This is a genomic window from Hyphomicrobium nitrativorans NL23 (assembly GCF_000503895.1).
Taxonomy (GTDB): Bacteria; Pseudomonadota; Alphaproteobacteria; order Rhizobiales; family Hyphomicrobiaceae; genus Hyphomicrobium_C; species Hyphomicrobium_C nitrativorans.
The window spans coordinates 2,111,675-2,136,334 of record NC_022997.1; the positions used below are offsets into that span (position 1 = coordinate 2,111,675).

A 24,660-nucleotide genomic window follows, 5' to 3' on the forward strand; every position below is an offset into this window, starting at 1 on the left:
CGCGCGTTCAGGTGTGTGTGAGTATTAGTTATGACTGCCAGAGTTCTCGTCGTCGACGATATCCTTGCCAATGTCCGCTTGCTTCAAGCGCGCCTTGAGGCCGAATATTTCGAGGTGATGACGGCGTCGTCCGGCCAGGAAGCCCTGGATATCTGCCAGCGCGAGCGCATCGACGTGGTGCTGCTCGACGTCATGATGCCGGGCATGGACGGCTTCGAAGTTTGCCGTCGTCTCAAGAGTTCGTCTTCGACGCTGCACATCCCTGTGGTGATGGTGACGGCGCTGGATCAGGTCTCCGACAAGGTTCAGGGGCTCGACTGCGGGGCCGACGATTTTCTCACCAAGCCGGTGGACGACATTGCGCTCGTGACGCGCGTGAAGAGCCTCGCGCGGCTCAAGATGCTCAACGACGAAATGCTGATGCGCGTGACGACGAGCCGGGAAATGGGGCTTGCCGACGACGACGTGCTGGCGGGAATTCTTTCCGACGGGCCGGGCCGTGTGCTTGTGATAGACGATCATCCGCGTTCGTCGTCGCGTGTGATGAGCGCGCTTGCGAAGGTGCACGACGCCTACATCGAGCCCGATCCGCAGATCGCGCTCCGGCACCTCGCGATGCAGCCGTTCGATCTGCTTGTCGTCGCGTTGAGCCTCGAAGGGATGGACGGGCTACGGCTGTGCTCGCAAGTCCGCTCGATGGATCGGACGCGGCATCTGCCCATTCTCATCATGGTGGACGCGGGCGACGAGGCGCGGCTTCTGCGCGGGCTCGACATGGGCGTCAACGACTACCTGATGCGGCCGGTGGAGCGGCACGAGCTTCTGGCGCGGGTCAAGACGCAGATCCGGCGGAAGCGCTTCTCGGACTATCTCCGTAATCGTTTGCGCGAGAGCGTGGAGCTTTCGGTGTCCGATCCGCTCACGGGGCTGCACAACCGGCGCTACATGGAGCGCCATCTCAAGACGCTGATCCAGGATGCGCTGCGCTCACGGCGCTCGCTCTCGGTGTTGATCGCCGATATCGACCATTTCAAGCATGTGAACGATAGCTACGGGCACGACGCGGGCGACCTCGTGCTCAAGGAATTCTCGGACCGTTTCCGACGCTATACGCGGGGCTCGGATCTGGCATGCCGCCTTGGTGGCGAAGAGTTCCTGATCATCATGCCGGACACAGATCCGGTGCTTGCAGGGCACATTGGCGAGCGCGTGCGTGCTTGTGTCGCATCCGAGCCGTTCACCATCGGCCCCGACCGGACAATCTGGGTGACGGCGAGCGTGGGGCTCGCAACCTGGGATGGGGACGACGACACGGCTGAAGCGCTGTTCAAGCGAGCCGACAACGCGCTTTATACGGCGAAAAGACAGGGTCGTAATCAGGTCGTTTCTGACGCTGCATGAGGGAGCGCGCATAACGCTCTCCGGTTTAATCGAAAAACCGAGTTCACTTCTTGTTTCGTCACGGCTCGGAGACGCTGGGCGCGGTGCGTGCAGCGCCGCCGGTCCGCTCGTTGCGCGAGTTAACCTCGATTCGAACGCGATGAGTGCTCGCCACGCAATGGTCAAGCTCTAATCTTGCAATCGCCCCTCTCTTCTGCCAGTCTCGCGCACGGAGGGAAACCGCTAACAAATTCCATGCCAGCGCGCTCCGAGCAATTTTCTTTGCCGGCGCGTCGGGCTGACCAGTTCCCTGCTTCATTGGGTCCGCCGCATCTCCCGGTGGAGCGGGAAATCGTAGTGGGTTTCAGGATCTGCTGCGACACCAGGTGGAGCGTCAACGCCCTCTTTGACACCATCTGGTCACTAGGCCAGGGTCCGTCGCTTTCTCGGAATGCTTACCCCGCTGCCGAGCGGTTACGGGCCCTGGTCAAGGGCGTTCGCGGCCATTCTCCTTCAGCCGGCTTTCCTGAAATTTCAGCCCGGCGATGCCGGGCTCCTTAAACACTGCGATCACGCACGCCTTAAAATGCTGGCGTGTGCGCTATTTAATCTTGGTTTCCTTGAACTCGACGTGCTTGCGCACGACCGGGTCGTAACGGCGGAAGCTCAGCTTCTCGGTCGAGGTGCGCGGGTTCTTTTTCGTAACGTAGAAGAAGCCGGTGCCTGCCGTGGAGAGCAGCTTGATTTTCTGAACGATCTGCTTGGCCATTGATCTTAAGTCTCGAACTGGATCCAGTCGGTAATTCGGAACGCGCAACATACTGCCCGCGCCTTTGGTGTCAAGCTGGCGACGCGGTCAATTTACCTTTCGTATTGTTTCGCCGCCGCGGCTTATCGACCGTTTTGCTCCGGTGGCCTCAGGAGCGTGCGTTCGAAGCGGCCATAGCGGTGGCGGTAGAACGGCACATCGCGCGCGGCCAGCCGCTTGGCGGGGCGTGCGAGGAGTTTTGCGACGTCCTCCAGCACGTGGTGCGTGATGGACGGGAGATTGAGGCGGCGGGCTTCATCGAGCGTAAACCAATCGATGTCGAGCAACTCGCCGTCGAGATTGCCGGGGCAGTGCGTGACGGCGGCGGCATCGGTCAGGAAGAAGCGCGTGTCATACCGGCGGGTCCGGCCCGGCGGGGTGATCGCGCGGGCGAAGAAGGTGAGGCCGTCGAGGCGCGGGTGGTGTCCGGCGCGCATGAAATCGAGCCAAGCGCCAGGGGCGGCTGAGGGCGGGCCCGACGCCGGCGTGCCGAGAACGAAGCCGGTTTCCTCGAAGGTTTCGCGAATGGCAGCGAGGGCGAGGGCTGCCGCGCGCGCGTCTGTCGGGCGGCCGTGGACGGCATAGCTCAGGCGTTCGGCTTCGCGGGGCGGAAGGGCGAGCCGGCGCGCGAGTGCGCGGTCGGCCGGTTCGACGCGTCCGCCGGGAAACACGAACGTGTCGGGCAGGAACACCTGGCCCGGATGGCGCCGGCCCATGAGAACGCGCGGGGTTGGCGCCGAACGATCCACGATGACGAGGGTTGCGGCATCGCGCGGGCGCAGGGCCTGGGTGGCTTGCGGTCCGGCACGCTGCGGCGGCGAAGGCGGGAGCGGAGATGGCGTCGGGCACGATGGGCTCGTGCGTCGCAATATGGAGGGCGGTGGTTTCAAGCCTTGCCCTTCACACCGCCGGACCACGGCTGGGCGTTGGCTCCGGCTCCGGCTCGTCGGGTGCGCCGCCGAAGCCGTGCATCCGCAGCGCCCATTGCAGGCCGACCAATCCGCCCTTCACGCGCGGCAGAATCAAAAGGCTGAGCAGCACGGTGAGTGGCAGCCAGATCGAAAGATGCACCCAGGTCGGCGGCGCGTACATACGTTCGAGAATGAGGACGCCTGCGACCACGATGTGCGCGACGATGCTCATCGTGAAATAAGGCGGCGCGTCGTCGGCGCGCTGGTGGTGCAACTCTTCGCTGCAGGACGGGCAGGAATGGGTTACCTTGAGGTACTTGCCGTACATGGGGCCTTTGCCGCAGGCGGGGCACAGCATCCTCAATCCGAGCGAAACGGCCGGCCAGACCTCGCGCTTGGGTTCGGCGGCGGGCGATGTCGCGTGGTATTCGATCATGAGTGAGGGTTCCTCCGAAAGGGGACCTGCCGGACAGGCGACCGCACGGCCTTATTAGGCCCAAGGGGGCGGGTTGCTCAACCGTGACGTATCGTCGGGGGCTTGGCTATCGCCGCGGGCGAGGGCGGTGGCGCGTGCGGACGCCCTTGAGGCGATGCGTGGAACTGCCCTTTTTTCCGGGCGAGATCATTTCGAAGCGTAACGCGCCCGCTGTCGGCACGGCTTCGACGAGGCGGACGGTTGCGGGATCGCCGAGCTGATAGGTTTCGCCGCTTCGCGTGCTGACGAGGGCGTGGGCCTCTTCGACGTGGGCGAAATAATCCTGTCCGAGGGTCGAGACCGGGATGAAGCCGTCGGCGCCCGTGTCCTTCAGCTTCACGAACAGCCCCGAGCGCGTGACGCCCGCGATGCGGCCTTCGAAGGTGGCGCCGATGCGGTCGGCGAGGTGGGCGGCGATGAGGCGATCGATGGTCTCGCGCTCGGCGGACATGGCGCGGCGTTCGGCTTCGGAGATTTCTTTCGCCGTGTCGGAAAGATGCGGCAGATCCGCATCCGTCAGGCCATCGGGGCCGAGTTTCAAGGCGCGGATGAGCGCGCGATGGACGACGAGATCCGCATAACGGCGGATGGGCGACGTGAAGTGCGCGTAACGCGCGAGGTTGAGACCGAAGTGGCCGATGTTCTGCGGGGTATACTCGGCTTGCGCCTGCGAGCGCAGGACGACCTCGTTCACGAGTTCCGGAACTGGCAGAGTTTTGGCGCGTGCGAGCACGGCGTTGAACGCTTCGGGCTTGAGGCCCGTGGAGGCCGCGAATTTCATGTCGAGCGTTTCCAGAAAATCCTTGAGCGCTTTCAGCTTCTCTTTCGAGGGCTGATCGTGCACGCGATAGATGAGCGGCGTTTTCGCCTGTTCCAGCGTTTCGGCGGCGGCGACGTTGGCCTGGATCATGAACTCTTCGATCAGGCGATGGGCGTCGAGCCGTTCCGGCACGACGACGCGCGCGACACGGCCCGTGCCGTCGAGCACGATCTTGCGTTCGGGGAGATCGAGGTCGAGGGGGCCACGTGCGTCGCGGGCGCGGGAGAGGGCGGCGTAGGCGTTCCAGAGCGGCAGGAGCGCGCGTTCCATCAGGGGCTCGCACTTCTCGCTGATGTGGCCGTCGATGGCGGCCTGCGCCTCCTGGTAGCTGAGTTTCGCTGCGCTTTTCATCACGGCGCGCAGGAACGTGTGGCGGCGCTTTTTGCCGTGGACATCGAAGATCATGCGGACGGCGAGCGTCGGGCGCTCCTCGCCTTCACGCAGCGAACAGAGGTTGTTCGAGATGCGTTCGGGCAGCATCGGCACGACGCGATCCGGGAAATAGACCGAGTTGCCGCGAAGGCGTGCCTCTTTGTCGAGGCGGGTGCCGGGGCGGACATAATGTGCGACGTCGGCGATGGCGACGGTGACGATGTGCCCGCCCGGATTTTTTGGATCGGGATCGGGCTCGGCATGGACCGCGTCGTCGTGGTCGCGCGCATCCGTGGGATCAATCGTGATCAGCGGCACGTTGCGCAGATCGGTGCGGCCGTTTCCGTCGAAGGCTTCGAGCGCTTCGCTTTCTGCGACGACGGGGGCCGGGAAGTCGTCGGGAAGTCCGTGCGCGTGGATTGCGATCAGGCTGATCTTGCGCTGATCGTTGGGATTTCCGAGGCTTTCGAGGACGCGGGCTTCGGCGATCGAGCGGCGGTCGCGGGCGGAAAGATCGAAGCGGACGAGATCGCCGTCGGCGGCTTTGGCGTCGTTGCCGGGACTGATGGACCACGCGCGCAGTTCGCGCCGGTCGATGGGTTCGATGGTGCCGCCGCCGCCTTTGCGGGTGCGGAAGATGCCGAGCTGGCGGCGGCGCTCGCGCGGGAGCACGCGGATCGGTTCGGCTTCGTAGGAGATGCCTTCGACGTCCGGCTGATCGAGGCGGTTGATGCGGGCGAGCACGCGGTCGCCGATGGCGATGGCAGCCGATTGTGTGGCCGAGCGCGGCGTGTGCGCGAGGAGGAGGATGGCCGGGGGCTCTCCGTCGGCGTCTTTCCAGACGGCCGGGCGCGCCACGAGGTCGCCGTCGTCGTCGCGGCCCGTGACCTCGATGACGGTGACGGGCGGCAGGGTGCCTTTCTCGTGGAACGATTTCTTCGTGCCCGCAAGGAGCCCTTCGTCCGCCATCTCGGCGAGGAGGCGTTTCAGGCCGGTGCGGGCCGGGCCCTTGACGTTGAAGGCGCGGGCGATGTCGCGTTTGCCCGCCGTGCTCTCGCTCTCGCGCAGGAAGGTGAGAATCTGCTCGCGGGTGGGCAGCGTTTCGCCTGCGGCGCGCTGTTTGGCCGACGCCGGACGGAAGCCTTTCCGGACGCCTTTGGGAGGGAGCCGCTTTTTGGGTGGTTTCTTTGCCATGGGCGGCGACCTTAGAGGCGTTCCGCGCGGGATAGAAGCGGCTGCGCGATGTCCCCGCGCTTTTTCAGCAGGATCGGCGGGCGCCGGGGACGTGCTCTGGCTCTGGCCGGCAGCACGTTCCTACAAGTTCTGTATCCCCGGGGCGCGATAATGAGGCGCAGGGTCGCGATCCAACCGGACCAACACGCCGGTCCGCTCTCATGCGCAAGATGTTCGTGCGCCGAGGCTTGCGGTCCGGGGCAGAGGGGGGAACTCATGAGTGTGCTGAGACGGCGCTTCCACGGCACGCCGCTGTGGATTTACGGATGGTTCGTGCTCGATGCGCTGCTGGTGCTGACGCCGCCGCTGCATTGGGCGGTCACCGGAAGTGCGATGGTGCTCGGTGTGCCCGCGGCGGTGTTCTACTTCGTTGCCGCTGCGCTGTTCGTGTGCACGAGCCTGGTTGCCGCGTACCTGGCCGAGGTTGCCGCGGGGAGCTTCGGGCCATGATCGTTACGTTCGGCGCGCTCGCCGTCTTCTTCCTCGTCATCGTCGTCATTCTCATGCTGAGCTGGATCCGGGACCGCACGTTCTCGGACTATGCGGTGGGCGGGCGCTCGTTCGATGCGCGCTTCCAGGCGATGTCGTTTCTCAACACCTACTTTCCCGGTGCCGTCATCACCGCCTTCGGCGGCATGGCTGCGAGCGTGGGCGCTCTCTCGTTCTACTTCGTGACGTACACGATGCTCACCGTGGTGCTGATGTACCTGATGGCCAAGCCGGTGTGGGTGTGGGGCAAGGCGTTCGACCTCAGGACGCAGTCGGATTTGCTGGCGCTCCGGTTCGGCTCGCGTCACATCCGGCCGATCAGCGCAGTGCTCGGAATCGTGACGGGGCTGCCGTGGCTGATCATGGGCATGCTGTCGCTCGGCTTCCTGTTTCAACACCTGTCTCTTCAATCGCTCTCGTTCGAGAATGCGGTGGTCCTCGGCGTGGCGGTGATCGCGTTCCGGCAGATCTGGACGGTGTGGATGGGCATGCGTGGCGTCGTCATCTCGGACATGGCGCAGGGGCTTGTCGCTTACGTCGGCGGCACGGCGATCCTGGCCGGTATGATCGCCTGGATGGTGACGGCGAAGGGCATCACGTTTGCCTCGCTCGATCCCAAGATGCTGTCCATCCCGGGGCTCGGCTCGGCGGAAGGGCCGCTGTTCGTGTTCAGCCTGCTGCTCACGGGGACCATCGGCGGCTGGTGCTGGCCCGCAATCTTCGTGCGGCTTTATACGGCGGACGGTGTGCGCAGTTTGAAGAAGTCGGCGGCGCTGGCTGTTCCGCTGGCGCTGGTGTTCGCGACCACGCTGCTCGTGTTCGGGATGCTCGGCTCGCAGATTCCGGGCGTGGCCGAAAAGCCGGACGAGGTCATCTTCATCGTGAGCCTGGAAGCGGGCGGGCTCTGGCTGCTCGCGCTCGCGGGCGTTGTCGTGATGGCGGCTTCGATGGGCAACATCGACGGGCATATCCAGGCGACGGGTGCGCAACTCGCGAACGATCTCGTCGGCACCTATTGGGCGCTCGACCATCGCCAGCTGATCGTGGTGGCGAAGGGCGGCATGGTGGTTTTGACGCTGCTCTCGGCGTGGCTTGCGACACTCGAACTTCCGGCTCTGTTCGCGATCGCCATCCTCGCCTATCAGGGCGTGATCCAGCTTGCGGTGCCGCAGTTCCTCGGGCTCTTTTGGAAGCGTGGCAACGCGGCGGGGGCGATTGCGGGAATGAGCGCGGGGTTCGCTCTCGTTATCGTGCTCGAATATTTCTATCCGATTTCGCTGCCTTGGGCGTACGGCCTTACGTCGGGCTTGGTCGCGCTGGCGGCGAACCTCGCGATCTACGTGGCGGCGGCGTATCTCATTCCGCAAACGGAGGCGGAGCGCGCGCGTGTCGATGCGCTGTTTGCGAAGATCGAGGATACGACGCCGGAAAGCACCGAGGCCCCGGTGCCGACCGACGCACCGGCGAAAGAGATGCCAGCGTGACTGCAACTGCGGCTATCGCGGGCCGCATGTTTACGGCCCGCGATAGGTGTTCTCAGAGGGGGCTTGCAGTGGGGCGGACGACGACCTCGTTTACCTCGACATCGCCAGGTTGCGAGATCGCGTAGGAGATGGCGCGGGCGATGGCATCGGGGGTGAGGGCTGCATTGCGCAAGCCTGCAAGCATGTCTCGTGTGGCAGCGTCCGAGATGTCGTCGCCAAGTTCCGTCGCGACGACGCCAGGCGAGATCGTCGTGACGCGGATGTCGGGGTTTTCCTGCCGGAGCCCCTCGGAGAACGCCCACACGGCGTGCTTGGTGGCGCAATAGACGGCGGCCGTCGGCATGACGAGGTGGGCGGCGATGGAGGCGACGTTGACGATCTGCCCGGAGCCGCGCTTTTTCATCTCGGGTAGCACGGCGGCGACGCCGTAGAGAACGCCCCGGATATTCACGTCGATCATGCGCTCCCATTCGTCGATTTTCAGCGCCTCGACGGGGGCCAGCGGCATGACGCCCGAATTGTTGACGATCACGTCCACGCGCCCGAAGGCCTCGCGCGCGAAATCCGCAAACGCCTGGACCTGATCGCGTTTTGTGACGTCCACGGCCTTGAAACGGGCGGTACCGCCTTTCGCGGTGATGTCTGCCACCAGTTTTTCGAGGCGGTCCAGCCGCCGCGCGCCGACGACGACTTTAGCGCCCTGTTCTGCGAGAAGCCGTGCCGCGGCCTCGCCGATGCCGCTCGATGCGCCGGTGATCAGCACGACCTTGTCCTTGATGCCACTCATGCTCTCTCTCCTCATTTAACGGTTTCGGCGGCGTGCGCCGATGAGCGGAAGATGGGGAGACGAGGGCGGAGAGCGGTAGACCGATCCTCTGGACTTCTTGCCCAATTCTCCGAGACTGGCGTGCGGGTGTCGCCACAGGTTGTTCGCGACGCTATGGTGAGGCTCGAAAACCCCAACGATTGCCGAGGATAATCGATGGCCGATATCCGCGAGCTTGCCGAGCTGATTGAACGATTTTCCAAGGAGGACGGCGCGCACGCCACGTCCATCCCGCATCTGTTTCTCCATCGGCTTTCGCAGCCTTCGACGCCGCTTTACTCGGTCTACGAGCCCGCGTTCTGCATCATCGCCCAGGGGCGCAAGCAGGTGATGGTGGGCGAGCAGGTTTATCTCTACGACGCGTCCAAGTATCTCGTGGTTTCGGTCGATGTGCCGATCGTCTCGCACATCATGGAGGCGAGCCCGTCCGCGCCGTTTCTGGGATTGCGTCTCGATCTCGATCCGGCGGTCATCGGGGCGCTGATGATGGAGGGCGATCTTAAGGCAGCGGCAACGGCGCAGCCTGGGCCGTCGCTCGGTGTGAGCGATCTTTCAGACGAGTTGATCGACGCCAGCGTACGGTTGCTCAAGCTGTTGGCCTCGCCGCAGGACATCCCCATTCTGGCGCCGCTGGCGATGCGCGAAATCCTCTATCGCTTGTTGCGCGGCGAGCAGAGGGCGCGGCTTTCTGAAATCGCGTTTGCCGAAAGCAAGCTGCAGCAGGTGAACCGAGCCATCGGCTGGATCAAGCGCAATTTTCGCGCGCCGTTCCGGATGGACGAGTTGACGGCGACGGCGGGGATGAGCGCCTCGGCGCTGCACCAGCATTTCAAAACAGTGACGGGCATGAGCCCGCTTCAGTACCAGAAGCAGCTTCGTTTGCATGAAGCGCGGACGCTGATTCTCTCGCAAAGCGTTGATGCGGCTACGGCTGGGCACGCAGTGGGCTACGAAAGCCCGTCGCAGTTCAGCCGCGAGTATCGCCGTTTGTTCGGCGCGCCGCCGCTTCGGGATGTCGAGCGCTTGCGCGATGCGTTGAATGCGGCTTCACCCTGACTGTGCAGGGCACCGCGGCTCGTGTCCGGCGGGCCGCCCTATAGCGTGTTCTTGTAGATGCGGCCATCCTTCATGATCACGACGAAGTTGTTGCCGGGATCCGCGATGAGATCGATGTTCTCCAGCGGATTTCCGTCGACCAGCAGGATGTCGGCGAGAGCACCTTCCTCGATGACGCCGAGTTTGCCCGGATAGGGATTGCGCTCGCCGGACATTGCGAGCAATTCACCGTTGGTGGCGGTTGCCGTCGCGAGCGCTTCGGCGGGCGTGAGCCAGCGCGTGAGGGAGGCGAGGATCGCGCCCTGGCGCTGGGCTAATGCGCGAGAGAACAGCACGTCGGTGCCCCAGGCGGTTTTGATGCCGTGCTTCTTGGCGAGTTCGTAGGTCTTGGCGATGCCGTCCCAGACCTGATCGGCCTTGATGCGCTGGATCGATCCTTCCGGGAAGCCGAGGCGCATCTCGTCGGGAAGCGGCTGCAGGCTCAGCCAAAGGCCTTTCTCGGCGATGAGGCGTGCGGTGTCGTCGTCCATCAGGAAGCCGTGCTCGATGCATTTGACGCCGGCGGAAATCGAGCGGCGGATGGCGGCTGTGGTGAAGGCGTGGGCTGCGACGTATGTGCCCCAGTTTTCGGCTGCTTCGACGGCGGCGTCCAGTTCGGCCTCTGTGAATGTCGAGACGTCGATGGGGCTGAAGGGCGACGACACGCCGCCGCCTGCGGTGAGCTTGATTTGCGATGCGCCCTGCATCAGTTGCTCGCGAACGCGCAGGCGCACCTCGTCGGGGCTGTCGGCGAGCATGGCGCCGCCAACCTCTTCCATGCGGGCGAGCGGTCCGCCGACCTGGCGCGGGAGATCGGACAGTTGGCGGAAGTCGCCATGGCCGCTCGTGACCGTGATCATCGCGCCGGACGGGAAGATGCGCGGGCCCTCGACGACGCCTTCGTCGATGGCTTGCTTGAGGCCGAATGCCGGGCCGCCCACGTCGCGCACGGTCGTGAAGCCGCGCATAAGCGTGTCGCTCGCTTCGGCTCCGGCGGCGAGGTTGTTGTAGCCGACATCGCCCGCGATGGCTTGCGCGGGGTTCGGGCGGATCAGCATCGCGTGCCAATGGGCGTCGATGAGGCCCGGCATGAGCGTGCGCCCGCCGCCGTCGATGATCCTGGTCGTGGCGCGGCGGTCGACGGGGACGGGATCGGGGGTGATTTTCGCGATGGTGTTGCCGCGAACGAGCACGTTGCGGGGGGGCGTCAGCGCGGCGCTCCTGCCATCGAAGATGCGGACGTTCTCGAAGAGGGTGACGGCGTTGAGATCGGGGGGTGGCTCTTGAGCGGCGGCGGCCGTGTGAAGGAGACAGAGGAGTGAAACGACAGCCGAGGTGCGACGGAGCATTTTTGCTTCTCCTTCTGCGCTCTCCCCACGTCTTTAAGTTTAGACTTTTCGTAACGGCGTGACCAGATGCGCGGCTCGCCCGTTGCCGGTTGCGTTAAACGGTGCGTGCGCGCCGGCTCAGAAGGAGACATGCAACCCAGCGGGTGAAAATTGCGGGGAAGCCGCCGCACAAAATCCACATGATGGATGGCAGTGGTCATGCGTCACACGCTCTATGCGTATTTCTATGCTATAGAGAGCCATGAACAATAATCCCAACAAGACTACGCCCTTGAGCAATGATGGCGAGCTGACCATCCCGCTTAACGAGAGAAAAACTGTCGAGACGCTGCTGCCTCACGACTGCCGCTGGCCCTTTGGCGACCCGACGGCGGGAAATTTTTACTTTTGCGGCAAGCGGAAGAAGGACGGCAGTCCCTACTGCGACCACCACGTCCGCCAGGCATTTCAGGCTGCGAAACCCCGCGCGGCCGTTTACCGGCCGCAGCTGACCTAGACAATCGGCTTGGGGACAATCGGCTTGGGTTTCACGCGGCGATAGACTTTTCCTTCTGAAGGCGCGGATTGTGCCCGCAGTTGCGATCCCCTGGATCGCCTTCTCCCTCAAATCCCAATTAACGGAACCTTATGAGACAGCCTCACGACAATTTCGGTACACGCATCCTCAAGGCATCGGAAGCCAAGCAGGCGATGCTCCGGCGCGCCCAGAAGCCGGCACCAGACGACCCAACGGTTCTTCAGCGGAAGGCGGAACGCCAGGCGATCGTTGCCGCTCGCGAGGCCCGGAAAGAGGCGAAGGCGCAAGCGGCTATCGAGCTTGCAGCCAAAGAAGCCGCGGAACGGGCGGAGCAGGAAGCCCTTAAGGAGCGCCTGGCGCGTGAAGAGGCGGATCAGGCGGTCGCGCTGCTCGCGGAACAGAAGGCCATGCGCGATTTGCGATACGCTGCGCGAAAGAAGCGAAAGGCCTGATATCTTTTCAGCGGCCGGCTTGGTTTCTTTAGCCAGGCCGATGATTCACGCTTCAGGCTGATAGGGCCTGAAGCGATCATGGTCGGCTGGCAATCCTGGGCGTCCGCAAGACCACCGCGGGCGCTTTTTTGTACCCTCCGTCGCGTCGCGAGGCTGATCGGGGAGAGGTGCCGGCGTTGCCGTCTGTCAAGCGTCAGCCGTTGGCTGACGCTTTTGCTTTTGCCGCGGGCTTCTTGGCTTTGGTCGCCGCCTTCTTCGCGGGGGCCTTTTTGGCGGGCGCTTTGGCCTTTGCCTTTACGGGCTTGGATTCGGCTTTCTCGGGCTTCGCCTTCGCGGCGGCCTTGCCGCGTGCGGGCTTCTTCTTGCCGCCGCCCTTGGCGATGCGCTCCTGCAGCAGACGGACGGCGTCGTCGACGGTCAGTGTCGCCGGATCCATACCCTTCGGCACGGTGGCGTTGACCTTGTCGTGGCTCACGTAGGGGCCGTACTTGCCGTCGAGAACCTGGATCTTGCCGCCGCCGCCGGGATGCTCGCCGAGCTCCTTGAGGACGGTCTTGGCGGCTGCGCGGCCGAAGCGTCCGCCTTTGCCGGCACGCTTTTCAGCGAGCAGCGTCACCGCGCGGTTCAAGCCGACGGTGAACACGTCCTCGATGCTCTCGACGTTGGCGTAGGTGCCGTCGTGCTGCACGAAGGGGCCGTAGCGGCCGAGGCCAGCGGTGATCGGCGTTCCGGTCTCGGGATGGATGCCGACTTCGCGCGGAAGCGAGAGGAGCTGCACGGCCTTTTCGAAGTCGATGTTGGCTGCGTCGATGCCCTTCGGGATGGACGAGCGTTTCGGCTTCTCGTCGCCTTCGCCCTCGCCGAGCTGAAGGTAGGGGCCGAAGCGGCCGGACTTCACGAGGATGGGGAGGCCTGTGTCGGGGTCGAAGCCCAACTCGCGGTCGCCGTCCACGCCGGAGGCGTCGCCGGAAAGCTGACGCGTATATTTGCAGTCGGGGTAATTGCCGCAGCCGATGAAGGCGCCCGACTTGCCGGAGATCTTGAGCGAGAGGCGGCCGGTGCCGCACTTGGGGCAGAGGCGCGGGTCGGAGCCGTCCTCCTTTGCGGGGAAGACGTGCGGCCCGAGCAACTCGTTCAAAGCTTCGAGCACGTCGCCGACACGCAGATCCTTGATCTCGTTCACGGCGGCGGTGAAGTCGCGCCAGAAATCGCGCAGCACGATTTTGTATTCCAGGTCGCCCGCCGAGATGAGGTCGAGCTTTTCCTCAAGGTCGGCGGTGAAGTCGAACTCGACGTACTTCTTGAAGAAGCTTTCGAGGAACGCGATGACGAGGCGGCCCTTGTCCTCGGGGATCAGGCGTTTCTTGTCGATGCGGACGTAATCGCGCTCCTGCAACACGGCGAGGGTCGAGGCGTAGGTCGACGGGCGGCCGATGCCGAGTTCTTCCATCTTCTTGACGAGGGTCGCTTCGGAATAGCGCGGCGGCGGCTGCGTGAAGTGCTGCTCGGCTTCGATGCCGCGGTCGGTGAGCGCGTCGCCTTCGGCGAGCGCGGGGAGGCGGCGGTTTGAGTCCTCGTCGTCGGCGGTATCTTCCTTCCCCTTCTCGACCACGCGGATCTTGTCGTCACGGCCTTCGTCGTAGACCTTGAGGAAGCCGTCGAACTTCTCGACGGAGCCGGTGGCGCGCAGCGTGTACGTCTTGCCGTCGCGGCCCTTCACTTCGATGTCTGCGGTCGTCTGCTTGAACTCGGCGGACGCCATCTGGCTCGCGACGGCGCGCTTCCAGATCAGCTCGTAGAGGCGGGCCTGATCCTTGTCGAGGTAGCGGGCGACGGATGCGGGCGTGCGCTTGACGTCGGTCGGGCGGATGGCTTCGTGCGCTTCCTGAGCGTTCTTGGCTTTCGTTTTATATTCGCGCACGAAGGGGGCAACGTACTTCTGCGAATAGTCGCGCGCGATGAGCCCGCGGATGGCGTTGATGGCCTCGGGGATGATCGTGACGCCGTCGGTTCGCATGTAGGTGATGAGGCCGACGGTTTCGCCGCCGACGTCGATGCCTTCGTAGAGACGCTGGGCGACCTGCATGGTCTGCTTGGCGGAGAAGCCGAGCTTGCGGGAGGCGTCCATCTGCAACGTGGAGGTGGCGAAGGGCGCATAAGGATTGCGCTTCACGTCGCGGCTTTCGACGGACACCACGCGGAAGGCGCCCTTTTCGAGCGCGCGCTTGATCTCGGTTGCCGTCGTCTCGTCCTTGATGTCGAGCTTTTTGAGCGTGGTGCCCTCGATGGCGTGGAGGCGGGCAGGGAACTCCTCGCTCTTGCCCGTCACGAGGGTTGCTTCGATGGTCCAGTATTCGTCGGTCCGGAAAGCCTCGATCTCGGCTTCCCGGTCGCAGACGAGGCGGAGGGCGACAGATTGTACGCGGCCTGCCGAGCGCGCGCCGGGCAGCTTCCGCCACAGCACCGGCGAGAGCGTGAAGCCCACGAGATAATCGAGCGCGCGGCGGGCGAGATAGGCGTCGACGAGCGGCTCGTCGATCTGGCGTGGGGCGGCGAGGGCCGCGAGAATTGCGTCCTTGGTGACGGCGTTGAACGCGACACGCTCGACAGAAAGGCCCTTTTTGAGGGCCTTTTTCTTTTCCAGGATGTCGAGCAAATGCCAGGAGATGGCTTCGCCTTCGCGATCAGGGTCGGTGGCGAGGATGAGCTTGTCGGCCTTCTTCACGGCCTCCGTGATCTCGCTGATGATCTTCTTCGAGCCCTGGTCGATCTCCCACGTCATGGAGAAATCCTGCTCCGGGTCGACGGAGCCGTCCTTGGACGGCAGGTCGCGCACGTGCCCGAAGGAGGCCAGCACCTTATAGTTGCTGCCGAGGTACTTGTTGATCGTCTTGGCCTTGGCGGCCGATTCTACGATGACGACGTTCATCTTGTGCTTTCTCGCCCCTGACCGTTTGGGCGCACGGGAAGGTCTGTCGCTCAGTTCTACCTGAGGTTGCCCAACGCGGTGCGCTGCGCGGGACGGTGCTTTGCTTGAAACTTGGCCCAATACTGGGGCCCGGGAACATGGGAGAGGAACGGGCGTGTGTCAAACGACGTGCCGTCTCAGGGCTGCGTGGGCGGGAAATTTTCAGTAAATTCAAATTGAGAGGTTCGAATTTCGAGCCTGGCGAGCCGTTCGAGAGCCCGCGCGCTTCGTTCCTGGGGACGCCGATCCGGCATCGACGGCCGCGCCGGCGCGCCGCGCTTTCCCTTTTTCATGCTCCTTCCGGCCGCTTCTACATCGGTTTATCAGCCGGCGGCGGCAAGGCTTTTTAGAAACGAACGAAATTATGCTGAGGACGGTGTTATAGTGACCGATATTTAAATATTAAAGCCGATTGTGTGCAGGACGATTTATCCATTTGTTATCTATGTGGAACCTGCAACATGCACCTCCAGTCTCTTCCCGTAAAAATTGCGCTCGTTGCCGCGGTTGCCATCGCAGCCGTGTTCGGAATCGGAACCTACTTCCTGGCGCAGAGTGCAGGCTCCGTGATCGATAGCCAGAATGCCGAGATTCAGGACACCATCGCCTTCAGCCAGGCGCTGGACGTGAGCAAAAAGCTCGATCTTGCCGCGCGGGTGGCGGAAAACATCGCCACGACGAGCGCCGCGCTCAAGTCCAAAGGCATGGTCGACCGGGCCGTGCTGGACGAGATCCTGAAGGGCATCCTCGAAAAGAACACCGATCTTCTCGGCGTCTGGACCGGCTGGGAGCCGCAGGCGCTCGACGGGCGGGACCTTGAGTTCGTCAACACGCCAGGCCATGACGCGACGGGCCGGTTCGTGCCCTATTGGAACCGCCCGGGCGACAAGATCGTGCGCGAGCCGCTGGTCGATTACGACAAGGCGGAGACGGGCACATACTATCAGGTGCCGCTGAAGGCCAACCGTGCCGTCGCCATCGAGCCCTACCTCTATCCGATCGCGGGCCGCGAGGTGGTGATCACCTCGTTCAGCGTGCCCATCGTGGTCGGCGGCAAGACGGTCGGCATCGGCGGTGTCGACATCAATCTCCAGAGCCTCAACGAGGCGATGCAGCAGATCAAGCCGTTCGGGACCGGATTCGTGTCGCTGGTTTCACGCGATGGCGTGGCGGTGACGCATCCGAACGGCGACGCAATCGGCAAGTCGCTTTCGGATTTCGATGCGCCGTCGTCGGCGGCGGCCCGCCAGGCCATCGAGGGCAAGGGCGTGGTCTCGGTCGATGCGGCGGGCAGCGACGGGGCGATGTGGCGCTTCCATGCGACGCCGATCGCGGCCGGCAATACGGCCGACTCCTGGGCGCTTGTGGTGGCCGTGCCGATCGCGACGCTCGAAGCCACGATCTCGCAGACGAAGGCGTCGATGTATGCGCTCTCGGCGGCCAGCATCGTGATCGTTGCGGGGCTTTTGTTCCTCGCGCTGACGATGCTCGTGGGGAGGCCGCTCGCGGCGCTCGGCGTTTCGTTCGACCGTATGGCGGGCGGCGATCTCGATGCGCAGGTTCCAGGCGCCGAGCGTTCGGATGAAGTCGGCGACATCGGCAAGGCGGTGCTTCGCCTTCGTGATAGCCTTCAGGAGAAGGCGCGCCGGGAGGCGGAAGAGAAGGCAGGGCGCGATGCGGCTTTGGCCGCGGAGCGGAAGACCGAGATGCGCCGCATGGCGGACGCCTTCCAGCAGGCCATCGGCGGGATCGTGGGCACGGTCTCCTCGGCGGCGAGCCAGCTCGAAACAGCGGCAGATTCGCTGACCAAGACGGCCGACAGGACGCAGGAGCTTTCGGGCAGCGCGGCCTCGGCTTCGGAGCAGACCTCAGCCAACGTGGAAGGGGTCGCTGCGGCATCCGAGCAGCTTGCGACGACGGTCTCCGAGATCAGCCGGCAGGTGCACGAGAGCAGCGTGATCGCGGGCCAGGCCGTTCAGCAGGCGGCGCGGACCAACGAGCAGGTGGCGGTGCTCTCGCAGTCCGCCGACCGGATCGGCGACGTGATCAGCCTGATCAGCACCATCGCCGGGCAGACCAACCTGCTGGCCCTTAACGCCACCATCGAGGCGGCGCGCGCGGGCGATGCGGGCAAGGGGTTTGCGGTCGTTGCCCAGGAAGTGAAGGCGCTGGCGTCCCAGACCGCCAAGGCCACGCACGAGATCTCGTCGCAGATCGCGGGAATGCAGGCGGCGACCACCGAGGCGGTCGATGCCATCCGCGAGATCACGGCGACGATCAACCAGATCTCGGACATCTCCGGCACCATTGCCGCAGCCGTCGAGGAGCAGGACGCGACGACCAAGGAGATCAGCCGCAACGTCGTCGAGGCGGCCAAGGGCACGCAGGAGGTGGCGAGCAGCATCACGGACGTGAGTGCGGGCGCCTCGCACACGGGGGCTGCTTCGTCGCAACTGCTCGTGTCTGCGCGGCAACTCTCCGGCGAGAGCCAGAACCTCAACGTCGAGGTCGAGAAGTTCCTGGCGACGGTCCGCGCGGCCTGACGTTCGCAATCCTTAGATCGATATGCAAGATAGCCTCCGGCCTGTGGCCGGGGGCTTTTTGCATGCGCCTGCCGCTTCAGGAGGCCGGGGCCCGCGCAAGCAGTTTGCGGACGGCGGCGTCCAGATCGGCGTAGCTATCGATGACGGTGTCGGGCTCGTAGGTTGCCACCGGCACGTCCGAATATCCGAAGGTGCACGCGATCGAAGGAATGCCGGCTGTGCGCGCCGTTTCGATATCTATGCCTGTGTCTCCCACCATGACCGCCGCCGCCTTGTCTCCACCGGCGAGTGCGATGGTGCCCGTGAGGTGGCCGGGGTGCGGCTTATGGACGGGGAAGGTGTCGCGTCCGGCGACGGCTGCAAAAAGATCTCTCACGCCAAGCTCGGCGAGAAGCTGCTCTGCGAGCGCCAGGCGCTTGTTGGTGCAGACGGCGAGGCGTGCGCCTTCGGAGCGGAATTGTTCGAGGGCCGCGATGGCGCCCTCGAACGGGCGGCTCTCACGCGCCAGGTTGGGCTCGTAGTAGGCGAGGAAGCGGGCGAGCAGGCGGTCGATTTCCGGCTCGTCCAGCGTGACGCCCGTTTCCTTGAGCCCGACCACGATCATGCGCCGCGCGCCGAACCCGATCGCGTGACGGAGCGTTTCGGCCGGTACGGGCGGGAGGGCGAGGTCTGCGAGGGCATGGTTGGTTGCCGCCACGAGATCGGGTGCGGTATCGACCAGGGTGCCGTCGAGGTCGAAAACGAGGGTCGCGTTGTGCATGGGCATCGTCTACGCGCTTCACGTGCGGGCCGCAAGGCGATGCGGGCAAGATGGGGGACGGGCCACTCCTCCTTATCCTTAAGGGTTTCGCGCCGACGGATTTGGCCGCTGCCTACGGAGGTTGAGGCTTGCTCTCGACCGCATCGGCTGGCAGACAAAGACAAACGGCAGAAGGACACGACATGTCGGTTGAGAGCTACAAGCTGGCCGCGGCGCGGCGTGCCCTCCAGTTCGTGGAGCCGGGAATGCGGCTGGGGCTCGGAACAGGGTCGACGGCTTCCAAGTTCGTCGAGCTTCTGGCGGGCGAGGTGCGCGCCGGGCTTCAGGTGCTGTGCGTGCCGACTTCCGAAGAGACGCAGCGTCTCGCCGAGCAGCACGGCATTCCGCTGACGACGCTGTGCGAGACGCCGCTTCTGGATCTCACCATCGACGGGGCGGACGAGATCGACGGCGAGTTGCGCCTGATCAAGGGCGGGGGCGGCGCGCTGCTGCGCGAGAAGATCGTGGCGACGGCCTCCGACCGGATGATCGTGATCGCGGACAGCGCCAAGCAGGTGGCGAAGCTCGGAGCTTTTCCGCTGCCCGTCGAGGTGGCGCGCTTCGGCATGACGGCGACGCGCAACATGATCGAGATGCTGGCTGCGGATGCGGGTTGCCACGGCGAGATCACGCAGCGGCTCCTGTCCGACGGCGCGCCGTTCGTGACCGATGGGGGCAATTACATCTTCGATTGCGCGTTCGGCCCGATGGAAGATCCGGAAGCGCTCGACGAAGCGCTGAAGTTCATCCCCGGTGTGGTCGAGAACGGGCTTTTCCTCGGCATTGCGGATGCGGCCATCATCGGCGGGCCTGAGGGCGTCGCCGTCATCGAAGCGCAATATGGCGAAAGCCAAGAGGCCGTTTAGGCGATTTGGGTCGCCATGCACGCGGACGCCGGTTGGCCATGACGCGCGAAACTCTGGAGCGCCGGCAGGTCTGGGTCTATGTCGCGGCCATCGCGGCCGGACTTTGCGTAGGCCTGGGGGCGCCGCACGCGGGGCCGATTTTCGAAGCGCTGCTGTGGCCGTGCCTCGCGTTTCTCCTGTTTGCCACGTTCACGCAAGTGCCGCTTGCCGCGCTTCCTGCCGCGCTGCGCGACACGCGCTTCATGACGGCTGTGCTGATCGGCAACTTCGCCGTGTTGCCGCTGCTGGTGGCTGCATTGTTGCCGCTGCTTCCCGACGATCCGGCCGTGCGGCTCGGGGTGCTGCTGGTGCTGCTCGTGCCCTGCACGGACTGGTTCATCACGTTCACGCACCAGGCGGGCGGCGATACGCAGCGCGCCATCGCCGTGACGCCCGTGGTGCTGATCGTGCAGATTGTGCTGCTGCCGGTCTATCTGTGGGCGTTCATGGGGGACGGGCTCAGCGACGCGGTTTCCGGGTCGAGGATGTTGGCGGTGTTTCTGCTCGTCATCACCATGCCGCTGGCGGGCGCCTATGCGACCGAGCGCTGGGCGGGCCGGGGCACGGGCCGGGCGGCGCTGATCGGCCGGCTCGGATGGCTTCCGGTGCCGCTGCTTGCGTTGGTGCTGTTCCTTATCGGCGCTTCGCAGGTGGAGACGGTGGAAGCCTCCCTTCCGCTTGCGGGGGATGTCGCGGCGGTGTTCGTGCTGTTTTTCGCCGGGGCAGTTCTCGTCGGGATCGGGGCGGGACGTCTTTTCCGCTTGCCGCTGGCCGAGGCGCGTACGCTGGTGTTCAGTTTCGCGACGCGCAATTCGTTTGTGGTGCTGCCGCTCGCTCTTGCACTTCCGGCGGAATGGGCTGCGGCGGCGGTTGTGATCGTGCTGCAATCGGTGGTGGAGCTGTTCGGCGTTCTGGTGCTGCTGTGGCTCGCGCCGCGGATACTCTCGTCCCGTCACGAAAGCTGACCGGGGTGCGCCGCCTGAGCGGTGCGTTGACCGGGCGGGTTGCGCGAGGTGCGCAGTTCCGTCAGGTTGGCGCCCGCTTCGACAACCAGGCAGGATGCTTTTCCTCATGAGTGGGACGGATTTCGATCTTTTCGTCATCGGCGGCGGCTCGGGCGGCGTCAGGGCTGCGCGGATTGCGGCTGGCTATGGGGCGAAGGTCGCGATTGCCGAGCGCGACCGTTTCGGCGGGACGTGCGTCATTCGGGGATGCGTGCCGAAAAAGCTGTTCGTTTACGCCTCACGCTTTGCGGACGATTTCGAGGACGCGCGCGGTTTCGGCTGGACGGTGGGCGAGCGGTCGTTCGACTGGGCGACGCTGGTGGCCAACAAGGATCGCGAGATCGCGAGGATCGAAGGCGTCTATGAGGGCAACCTCAAGCTCAAGGGCGTGACGACGATCAAGGCGCGCGCCAAGCTCGACGGGCCGGGGCACGTGAAACTCGACGACGGCACACGCATCACCGCCAAGACGATCCTGATCGCGACGGGCGGGCAGCCGGTGCGGTATGCGGATATTCCCGGCGTCGATAACGTGTGTGTATCTGACGACATCTTCGAGCTGAAGGAGCTGCCGCGGCGCATCGTGGTGTGCGGGGGCGGCTATATCGCGGTGGAGTTTGCGTCGATTTTCGCCGGGCTCGGCGTCGAGACGACGCTGATGCACCGGGGCGAGAAGGTGTTACGCGGGTTCGACGAGGAGTTGCGCGACGGGCTGATGGAGGCGATGGCGGCGCGCGGCATTCGTTTGATGATGAAGACCGAGATCATCGGTGTTGCGGCGTGCCCCGGGAGTTTCAACGTTGCGCTTGCCAACGGGGAGACGATGGAGACGGACCTCGTGTTCTCGGCCATCGGGCGCGCGCCGTGCACGGGGGATCTGGGGCTCGAAACGGTGGGGATCGAGACGGGCGCGAAGGGCGAGATTCCGGTAGACGACTATTCCGAGACGTCGGTGCCCGGCATCTATGCGGTGGGCGACGTTACGGACCGTGTGAACCTCACGCCGGTTGCGATCCGGGAGGGGCATGCGTTCGCGGATACGGTGTTCGGCAATCGGCCGGTCAAGGTGGATCATTCGGTCGTGCCGACGGGCGTTTTCACGACGCCGGAGATCGGGACGGTTGGGTTGACGGAAGAGGTGGCGCGCGCGACGGGATACGAGATCGATCTCTATAAGGCGCGCTTCCGGCCGCTCCGCAACATCGTATCCGGGCGCGACGAGCGGACGCTGATGAAGCTCGTCGTCGATGCCAAGACGGATCGCGTCCTCGGGTGCCACATGATGGGTCCGGATGCGGCGGAGATCGTGCAGATGGCAGGCGTGGCACTGACCATGGGGGCGAGCAAGGCGGATTTCGACGCGACGATTGCGCTGCATCCCTCGGCGGCGGAGGAACTCGTGACGATGCGCGACAAATGGGTGCCGCCGGCCGTGTGATTCAGCAAGCCGAGCGATCGCGCTTTCGCTCGATGCTGCGATGAGCTGAATTCCGCTCCGGCACTAAGGGGCGTTTCGGACTTAAAGACGAGAGTGACGTGATGAACCGTTTGAAGGACAAGGTTGCCGTCGTGACGGGCGCGGGGGCGGGCATCGGGCTCGCGATCTCGCGGCTGTTCGCGGAAGAGGGCGCGACCGTTTACATCACGGACGTGAACGGGGAGAGTGCGACGGCGGCAGCGGATGCGCTTCGCGGGCGCGGGCTTTCGGCTACGGCGCTTACCGTGGACGTGTCGCGCGGGCAGGACGTGAATGCGCTCGTTCGCGACGTGGAGAAGGGCTCGGGACGCGCGGACATCGTCGTCAACAACGCCGGGCTCAACGTGCGCAGCGACTTCCGCCATTTGTCGGATGCGGACTGGGTGAAGATCCGCGAGGTCAATCTCGACGGCGTGGTGCGGGTCGCACGCGATACGTTCGGGCTGCTCAAGGCGTCGGGCGCGGGCTCGCTGATCAACGTGTCGTCGATCATGGGGCAGCGCGGGCTGCGCCAGCTCGCGGGCTATTCTGCCACCAAAGGTGCGGTCACCGCGCTGACGAAGGCGCTCGCCGTGGAGTATGCGCCTTACAACATCCGCGTGAATACGCTGGCGCCCGGCTACATCGATACCGCGCTGACGGAGCGCTTTCTCAAGAACCCGTTCGTCAGCAAGGCGCTGCTCGACAAGACGCCGATGCGCCGGTTCGGTACGGCGGACGACATCGCCCGCGCGGCGCTGTTCCTTGCGAGCGACGATGCGGCTTATGTGTCGGGCACCGAGCTTGTCGTGGATGGCGGGATGACGGCGAGCTTGTAATGCGTGTTGCGCCGGTTCTCAGGCGAGGGCTTCGTCGGTCCGCAAGACCTTGAGAGCGGGCGCAGCCTGAAGGCGGGCGACCTTGATCGGATGCCGGGTGGCCTTCACCGAGATGGCCGCTTTCTCATGGACGTCGGCGCCAAGACGTTTCGGCCTCAGCGGACGGCGCGCGGGTTTTGCGCGAAACGGCGGGAGCGGCTGCAGCAGCAAGGTGGCCTCCATGGCGTCATCGCTGCGGGTGCGTCACGCGCTCCCGCAAGGCGGCCGGTCTATCACCGGCAATCGAACGGCGGCAATCGGCACGGGCGCACTGCCCACAGGCTTTGCGTGCCTCCCCATCGCGACGCCTAGCTCCCCTGTCAGCAATCGATGTGCCAGCGCGTGTGTGACAGGGAAAAGTGCTGAAAATCAAAGATCTGCATGATGTCTGCCGCCGACGATCATGACCTTTCGCCTCGGCGGCTGCCACCGCGTTATGCGGATCGCCCAATTGCTCATCACAGAGGTTGCCTGCCGTTGGAGAGCGCAGAAATCTGGCCCTCGCCCGGTCTCGCGCGCTATGGTCGGGCGCAGGAAACGATCTTAGAGCCGTTCCGATTTTGCTCGAATTGCGGAACGGCTCTAAGTTTTTATTTGATCGTGCTTCTTATCGGACATCGTGCGTGCATGGCTTCGCCATGACCGGTTCCCACTTTTCCGGAAGCACTCTGGGCAGGATTCCGCAATGCGCTACGACGAAAACGACAGGGAAAGCAAAAATATCGACGACCGGCGCGGCCAGCGTGACGGCGGCTTCCGATTTCCGGGAAGCGGGGGACCGGGCGTTCGAATTCCGGTCGGCGGCAAAGGGGGCATGAGCCTCACGACGCTGCTCATTATCGGCGCGATCATGCTGCTGTTCGGCATCAACCCGCTTGAGGTTCTGCTGGGCGGCGGCGGGCAGGGGAACTTCCCGGACATCACGCGCATGCCCGACCAGACGCAGCAGGCGCCGCGGCGTACGGCGGAGCGCAACCCGTTCGAGATTCCGGGTCTGCCGGGCTCGCGAGAGACCAAGCAGGAGACGCCGGGCGCGCCGAAGGCCCAGGACGAGATGCGGACCTTCATCGCCCGCGTCCTGGCCGATACCGAAGACGTCTGGAACGACGTGTTCAAAAGTGCGGGGCGGCAATACCAAGAACCGCAACTCGTGATGTTCACGGGCGCGACGCGCACCGCGTGCGGCACCGGCCAGTCGGCCATGGGGCCGTTCTACTGTCCGCTCGATCAGAAGGTCTATATCGACCTCGGCTTCTTCAACGAACTCGAACGGCGTTTCAACGCGCCGGGCGACTTCGCGCAGGCTTATGTCATCGCACACGAGGTGGGCCATCACGTGCAGACGCTGCTCGGCATTTCGGAGCAGGTGCAGCGCACGAAGCAGCGCGTGAGCCGGACCGAAGGCAATCGTATTCAGGTGATGATGGAGCTGCAGGCGGACTGCCTTGCGGGCGTGTGGGCCAACCTCAATCATCAGCTCAACAACCGGCTCGAAGACGGCGATATCGAGGAAGGGCTGAACGCGGCAAAGCAGATCGGCGACGACATGATCCAAAAGCGGCAGCAAGGATATGTGGTGCCGGATTCCTTCACGCACGGCTCGTCCGCGCAACGGAAGGAGTGGTTCACGCGCGGGTTCAAGTCGGGTGAGATGAAAAGCTGCGATACCTTCAACGCGGATAGTCTTTAGAGTGCGTACGCAAGTGGCGGGAAGCTTCGGATAAGGGGACGGTTGCCGAGTGGATGTCCGGCGCAGTATGCGGAGCGCGGCTTCGCCATGACCGCCGGGGGCGCGGTCGCGCCCCGAGCGCTGACGCGCTGGGTTGATGAGTTCGCGACCAAGGATTCACGAGGCTTCGAGAGTGTGGCGCTGGGTCCCGGGTCGGTGCTTGCGCA

At 64.6% G+C, this 24,660-nt stretch carries 21 protein-coding genes; 12 read left to right on the forward strand and 9 right to left on the reverse strand.

Translation table 11 applies throughout. The features are described from left to right. Positions 1 to 30 precede the first annotated feature (30 nt). Complete coding sequence (locus W911_RS09865) at positions 31 to 1,401, forward strand: PleD family two-component system response regulator (protein ID WP_023787396.1); 1,371 nt, start codon at positions 31 to 33, stop codon at positions 1,399 to 1,401. A gap of 580 nt (positions 1,402 to 1,981) precedes the next feature. Here W911_RS09865 and rpmG read toward each other — a convergent pair. From rpmG to rnr, 4 genes are all read right to left on the reverse strand, one after another. Next, positions 1,982 to 2,149 carry a 50S ribosomal protein L33 gene (gene rpmG / locus W911_RS09870; RefSeq protein ID WP_023787397.1) on the reverse strand — a complete coding sequence of 56 codons (168 nt, stop codon included), beginning with the start codon at positions 2,147 to 2,149 and terminating at the stop codon, positions 1,982 to 1,984. Positions 2,150 to 2,271: 122 nt separating this feature from the next. Further along, positions 2,272 to 3,078, reverse strand: a complete 807-nt coding sequence (locus W911_RS09875) for an NUDIX hydrolase (protein ID WP_158412856.1) — start codon at positions 3,076 to 3,078, stop codon at positions 2,272 to 2,274. Between the two features lie 10 nt (positions 3,079 to 3,088). Further along, positions 3,089 to 3,535 (reverse strand): DUF983 domain-containing protein, encoded by a 447-nt coding sequence (locus tag W911_RS09880; RefSeq protein WP_023787399.1) that lies wholly within the window; start codon positions 3,533 to 3,535, stop codon positions 3,089 to 3,091. A gap of 106 nt (positions 3,536 to 3,641) precedes the next feature. Beyond that, on the reverse strand, positions 3,642 to 5,960 hold the full coding sequence (gene rnr, locus W911_RS09885; RefSeq protein ID WP_023787400.1) for a ribonuclease R: 2,319 nt from the start codon (positions 5,958 to 5,960) through the stop codon (positions 3,642 to 3,644). 255 nt (positions 5,961 to 6,215) lie between these two features. Between rnr and W911_RS09890 the strand changes: the two genes are divergently transcribed. Together W911_RS09890 and W911_RS09895 are read left to right on the forward strand one after the other, a co-directional pair. Continuing rightward, positions 6,216 to 6,449: a hypothetical protein gene (locus tag W911_RS09890; protein WP_023787401.1), complete on the forward strand. Its 234-nt coding sequence runs from the start codon at positions 6,216 to 6,218 to the stop codon at positions 6,447 to 6,449. After that, positions 6,446 to 7,972, forward strand: a complete 1,527-nt coding sequence (locus W911_RS09895) for a sodium:solute symporter family protein (RefSeq protein ID WP_023787402.1) — start codon at positions 6,446 to 6,448, stop codon at positions 7,970 to 7,972. Before W911_RS09890 ends, W911_RS09895 begins: the two co-directional genes overlap by 4 nt. A 52-nt stretch (positions 7,973 to 8,024) precedes the next feature. Here W911_RS09895 and W911_RS09900 read toward each other — a convergent pair whose 3' ends face one another. After that, entirely contained in the window at positions 8,025 to 8,759 is a 735-nt protein-coding gene (locus tag W911_RS09900; RefSeq protein ID WP_023787403.1) for an SDR family oxidoreductase, read from the reverse strand. 195 nt (positions 8,760 to 8,954) lie between these two features. Here W911_RS09900 and W911_RS09905 point away from each other — a divergent pair, with 195 nt between their 5' ends. After that, entirely contained in the window at positions 8,955 to 9,854 is a 900-nt protein-coding gene (locus tag W911_RS09905) for an AraC family transcriptional regulator (protein WP_023787404.1), read from the forward strand. 38 nt (positions 9,855 to 9,892) lie between these two features. Here W911_RS09905 and W911_RS09910 read toward each other — a convergent pair whose 3' ends face one another. Further along, the gene (locus tag W911_RS09910) at positions 9,893 to 11,242 is read right to left on the reverse strand and encodes a metal-dependent hydrolase family protein (protein ID WP_023787405.1); all 1,350 of its coding nucleotides are present in this window, start codon (positions 11,240 to 11,242) and stop codon (positions 9,893 to 9,895) included. Between the two features lie 241 nt (positions 11,243 to 11,483). Between W911_RS09910 and W911_RS09915 the strand changes: the two genes are divergently transcribed. After that, positions 11,484 to 11,738 carry a GcrA family cell cycle regulator gene (locus W911_RS09915; protein ID WP_023787406.1) on the forward strand — a complete coding sequence of 85 codons (255 nt, stop codon included), beginning with the start codon at positions 11,484 to 11,486 and terminating at the stop codon, positions 11,736 to 11,738. Between the two features lie 131 nt (positions 11,739 to 11,869). Then, positions 11,870 to 12,211 (forward strand): DUF6481 family protein, encoded by a 342-nt coding sequence (locus tag W911_RS09920; protein WP_023787407.1) that lies wholly within the window; start codon positions 11,870 to 11,872, stop codon positions 12,209 to 12,211. 193 nt (positions 12,212 to 12,404) lie between these two features. Here the strand turns inward: W911_RS09920 and topA are convergent, their stop codons facing one another. After that, the gene (topA, locus tag W911_RS09925) at positions 12,405 to 15,140 is read right to left on the reverse strand and encodes a type I DNA topoisomerase (RefSeq protein ID WP_023787408.1); all 2,736 of its coding nucleotides are present in this window, start codon (positions 15,138 to 15,140) and stop codon (positions 12,405 to 12,407) included. A 500-nt stretch (positions 15,141 to 15,640) separates the two neighbouring features. On the opposite strand from topA, the gene W911_RS09930 reads away from it, so the two are divergent. Continuing rightward, positions 15,641 to 17,722: a methyl-accepting chemotaxis protein gene (locus tag W911_RS09930; protein ID WP_023787409.1), complete on the forward strand. Its 2,082-nt coding sequence runs from the start codon at positions 15,641 to 15,643 to the stop codon at positions 17,720 to 17,722. Positions 17,723 to 17,798: 76 nt separating this feature from the next. Here the strand turns inward: W911_RS09930 and W911_RS09935 are convergent, their stop codons facing one another. After that, positions 17,799 to 18,482 carry an HAD family hydrolase gene (locus tag W911_RS09935; RefSeq protein WP_041318318.1) on the reverse strand — a complete coding sequence of 228 codons (684 nt, stop codon included), beginning with the start codon at positions 18,480 to 18,482 and terminating at the stop codon, positions 17,799 to 17,801. A 182-nt stretch (positions 18,483 to 18,664) separates the two neighbouring features. Between W911_RS09935 and rpiA the strand changes: the two genes are divergently transcribed. The 4 genes from rpiA to W911_RS09955 all read left to right on the forward strand — a co-directional run bounded on the left by rpiA (position 18,665) and on the right by W911_RS09955 (position 22,725). Continuing rightward, positions 18,665 to 19,387: a ribose-5-phosphate isomerase RpiA gene (gene rpiA / locus W911_RS09940; RefSeq protein ID WP_023787411.1), complete on the forward strand. Its 723-nt coding sequence runs from the start codon at positions 18,665 to 18,667 to the stop codon at positions 19,385 to 19,387. Positions 19,388 to 19,425: 38 nt separating this feature from the next. Then, the gene (locus W911_RS09945) at positions 19,426 to 20,391 is read left to right on the forward strand and encodes an arsenic resistance protein (RefSeq protein ID WP_023787412.1); all 966 of its coding nucleotides are present in this window, start codon (positions 19,426 to 19,428) and stop codon (positions 20,389 to 20,391) included. 106 nt (positions 20,392 to 20,497) lie between these two features. Beyond that, a complete protein-coding gene (gene gor, locus W911_RS09950) occupies positions 20,498 to 21,868 on the forward strand; it encodes a glutathione-disulfide reductase (RefSeq protein ID WP_041318321.1) in 1,371 nt (456 codons plus the stop codon). Positions 21,869 to 21,969: 101 nt separating this feature from the next. Next, positions 21,970 to 22,725, forward strand: coding sequence for an SDR family NAD(P)-dependent oxidoreductase (locus W911_RS09955; protein ID WP_023787414.1), 756 nt, complete (start codon positions 21,970 to 21,972; stop codon positions 22,723 to 22,725). An 18-nt stretch (positions 22,726 to 22,743) separates the two neighbouring features. Here W911_RS09955 and W911_RS09960 read toward each other — a convergent pair whose 3' ends face one another. Then, entirely contained in the window at positions 22,744 to 22,947 is a 204-nt protein-coding gene (locus W911_RS09960) for a hypothetical protein (RefSeq protein WP_023787415.1), read from the reverse strand. 502 nt (positions 22,948 to 23,449) lie between these two features. Between W911_RS09960 and ypfJ the strand changes: the two genes are divergently transcribed. Beyond that, complete coding sequence (gene ypfJ, locus W911_RS09965) at positions 23,450 to 24,454, forward strand: KPN_02809 family neutral zinc metallopeptidase (RefSeq protein WP_023787416.1); 1,005 nt, start codon at positions 23,450 to 23,452, stop codon at positions 24,452 to 24,454. The last annotated feature ends 206 nt before the right edge of the window (positions 24,455 to 24,660 follow it).

Bases quoted from the DNA above. Each gene is read 5' to 3' on its own strand.
- W911_RS09865 (WP_023787396.1), top strand. From the start codon at position 31: ATGACTGCCAGAGTTCTCGTCGTCGACGATATCCTTGCCAATGTCCGC.
- rpmG (WP_023787397.1), bottom strand. From the start codon at position 2,149: ATGGCCAAGCAGATCGTTCAGAAAATCAAGCTGCTCTCCACGGCAGGC.
- W911_RS09880 (WP_023787399.1), bottom strand. From the start codon at position 3,535: ATGATCGAATACCACGCGACATCGCCCGCCGCCGAACCCAAGCGCGAG.
- rnr (WP_023787400.1), bottom strand. From the start codon at position 5,960: ATGGCAAAGAAACCACCCAAAAAGCGGCTCCCTCCCAAAGGCGTCCGG.
- W911_RS09890 (WP_023787401.1), top strand. From the start codon at position 6,216: ATGAGTGTGCTGAGACGGCGCTTCCACGGCACGCCGCTGTGGATTTAC.
- W911_RS09895 (WP_023787402.1), top strand. From the start codon at position 6,446: ATGATCGTTACGTTCGGCGCGCTCGCCGTCTTCTTCCTCGTCATCGTC.
- W911_RS09900 (WP_023787403.1), bottom strand. From the start codon at position 8,759: ATGAGTGGCATCAAGGACAAGGTCGTGCTGATCACCGGCGCATCGAGC.
- W911_RS09905 (WP_023787404.1), top strand. From the start codon at position 8,955: ATGGCCGATATCCGCGAGCTTGCCGAGCTGATTGAACGATTTTCCAAG.
- W911_RS09910 (WP_023787405.1), bottom strand. From the start codon at position 11,242: ATGCTCCGTCGCACCTCGGCTGTCGTTTCACTCCTCTGTCTCCTTCAC.
- W911_RS09915 (WP_023787406.1), top strand. From the start codon at position 11,484: ATGAACAATAATCCCAACAAGACTACGCCCTTGAGCAATGATGGCGAG.
- W911_RS09920 (WP_023787407.1), top strand. From the start codon at position 11,870: ATGAGACAGCCTCACGACAATTTCGGTACACGCATCCTCAAGGCATCG.
- topA (WP_023787408.1), bottom strand. From the start codon at position 15,140: ATGAACGTCGTCATCGTAGAATCGGCCGCCAAGGCCAAGACGATCAAC.
- W911_RS09930 (WP_023787409.1), top strand. From the start codon at position 15,641: ATGCACCTCCAGTCTCTTCCCGTAAAAATTGCGCTCGTTGCCGCGGTT.
- W911_RS09935 (WP_041318318.1), bottom strand. From the start codon at position 18,482: ATGCACAACGCGACCCTCGTTTTCGACCTCGACGGCACCCTGGTCGAT.
- rpiA (WP_023787411.1), top strand. From the start codon at position 18,665: ATGTCGGTTGAGAGCTACAAGCTGGCCGCGGCGCGGCGTGCCCTCCAG.
- W911_RS09945 (WP_023787412.1), top strand. From the start codon at position 19,426: ATGACGCGCGAAACTCTGGAGCGCCGGCAGGTCTGGGTCTATGTCGCG.
- gor (WP_041318321.1), top strand. From the start codon at position 20,498: ATGAGTGGGACGGATTTCGATCTTTTCGTCATCGGCGGCGGCTCGGGC.
- W911_RS09955 (WP_023787414.1), top strand. From the start codon at position 21,970: ATGAACCGTTTGAAGGACAAGGTTGCCGTCGTGACGGGCGCGGGGGCG.
- W911_RS09960 (WP_023787415.1), bottom strand. From the start codon at position 22,947: ATGGAGGCCACCTTGCTGCTGCAGCCGCTCCCGCCGTTTCGCGCAAAA.
- ypfJ (WP_023787416.1), top strand. From the start codon at position 23,450: ATGCGCTACGACGAAAACGACAGGGAAAGCAAAAATATCGACGACCGG.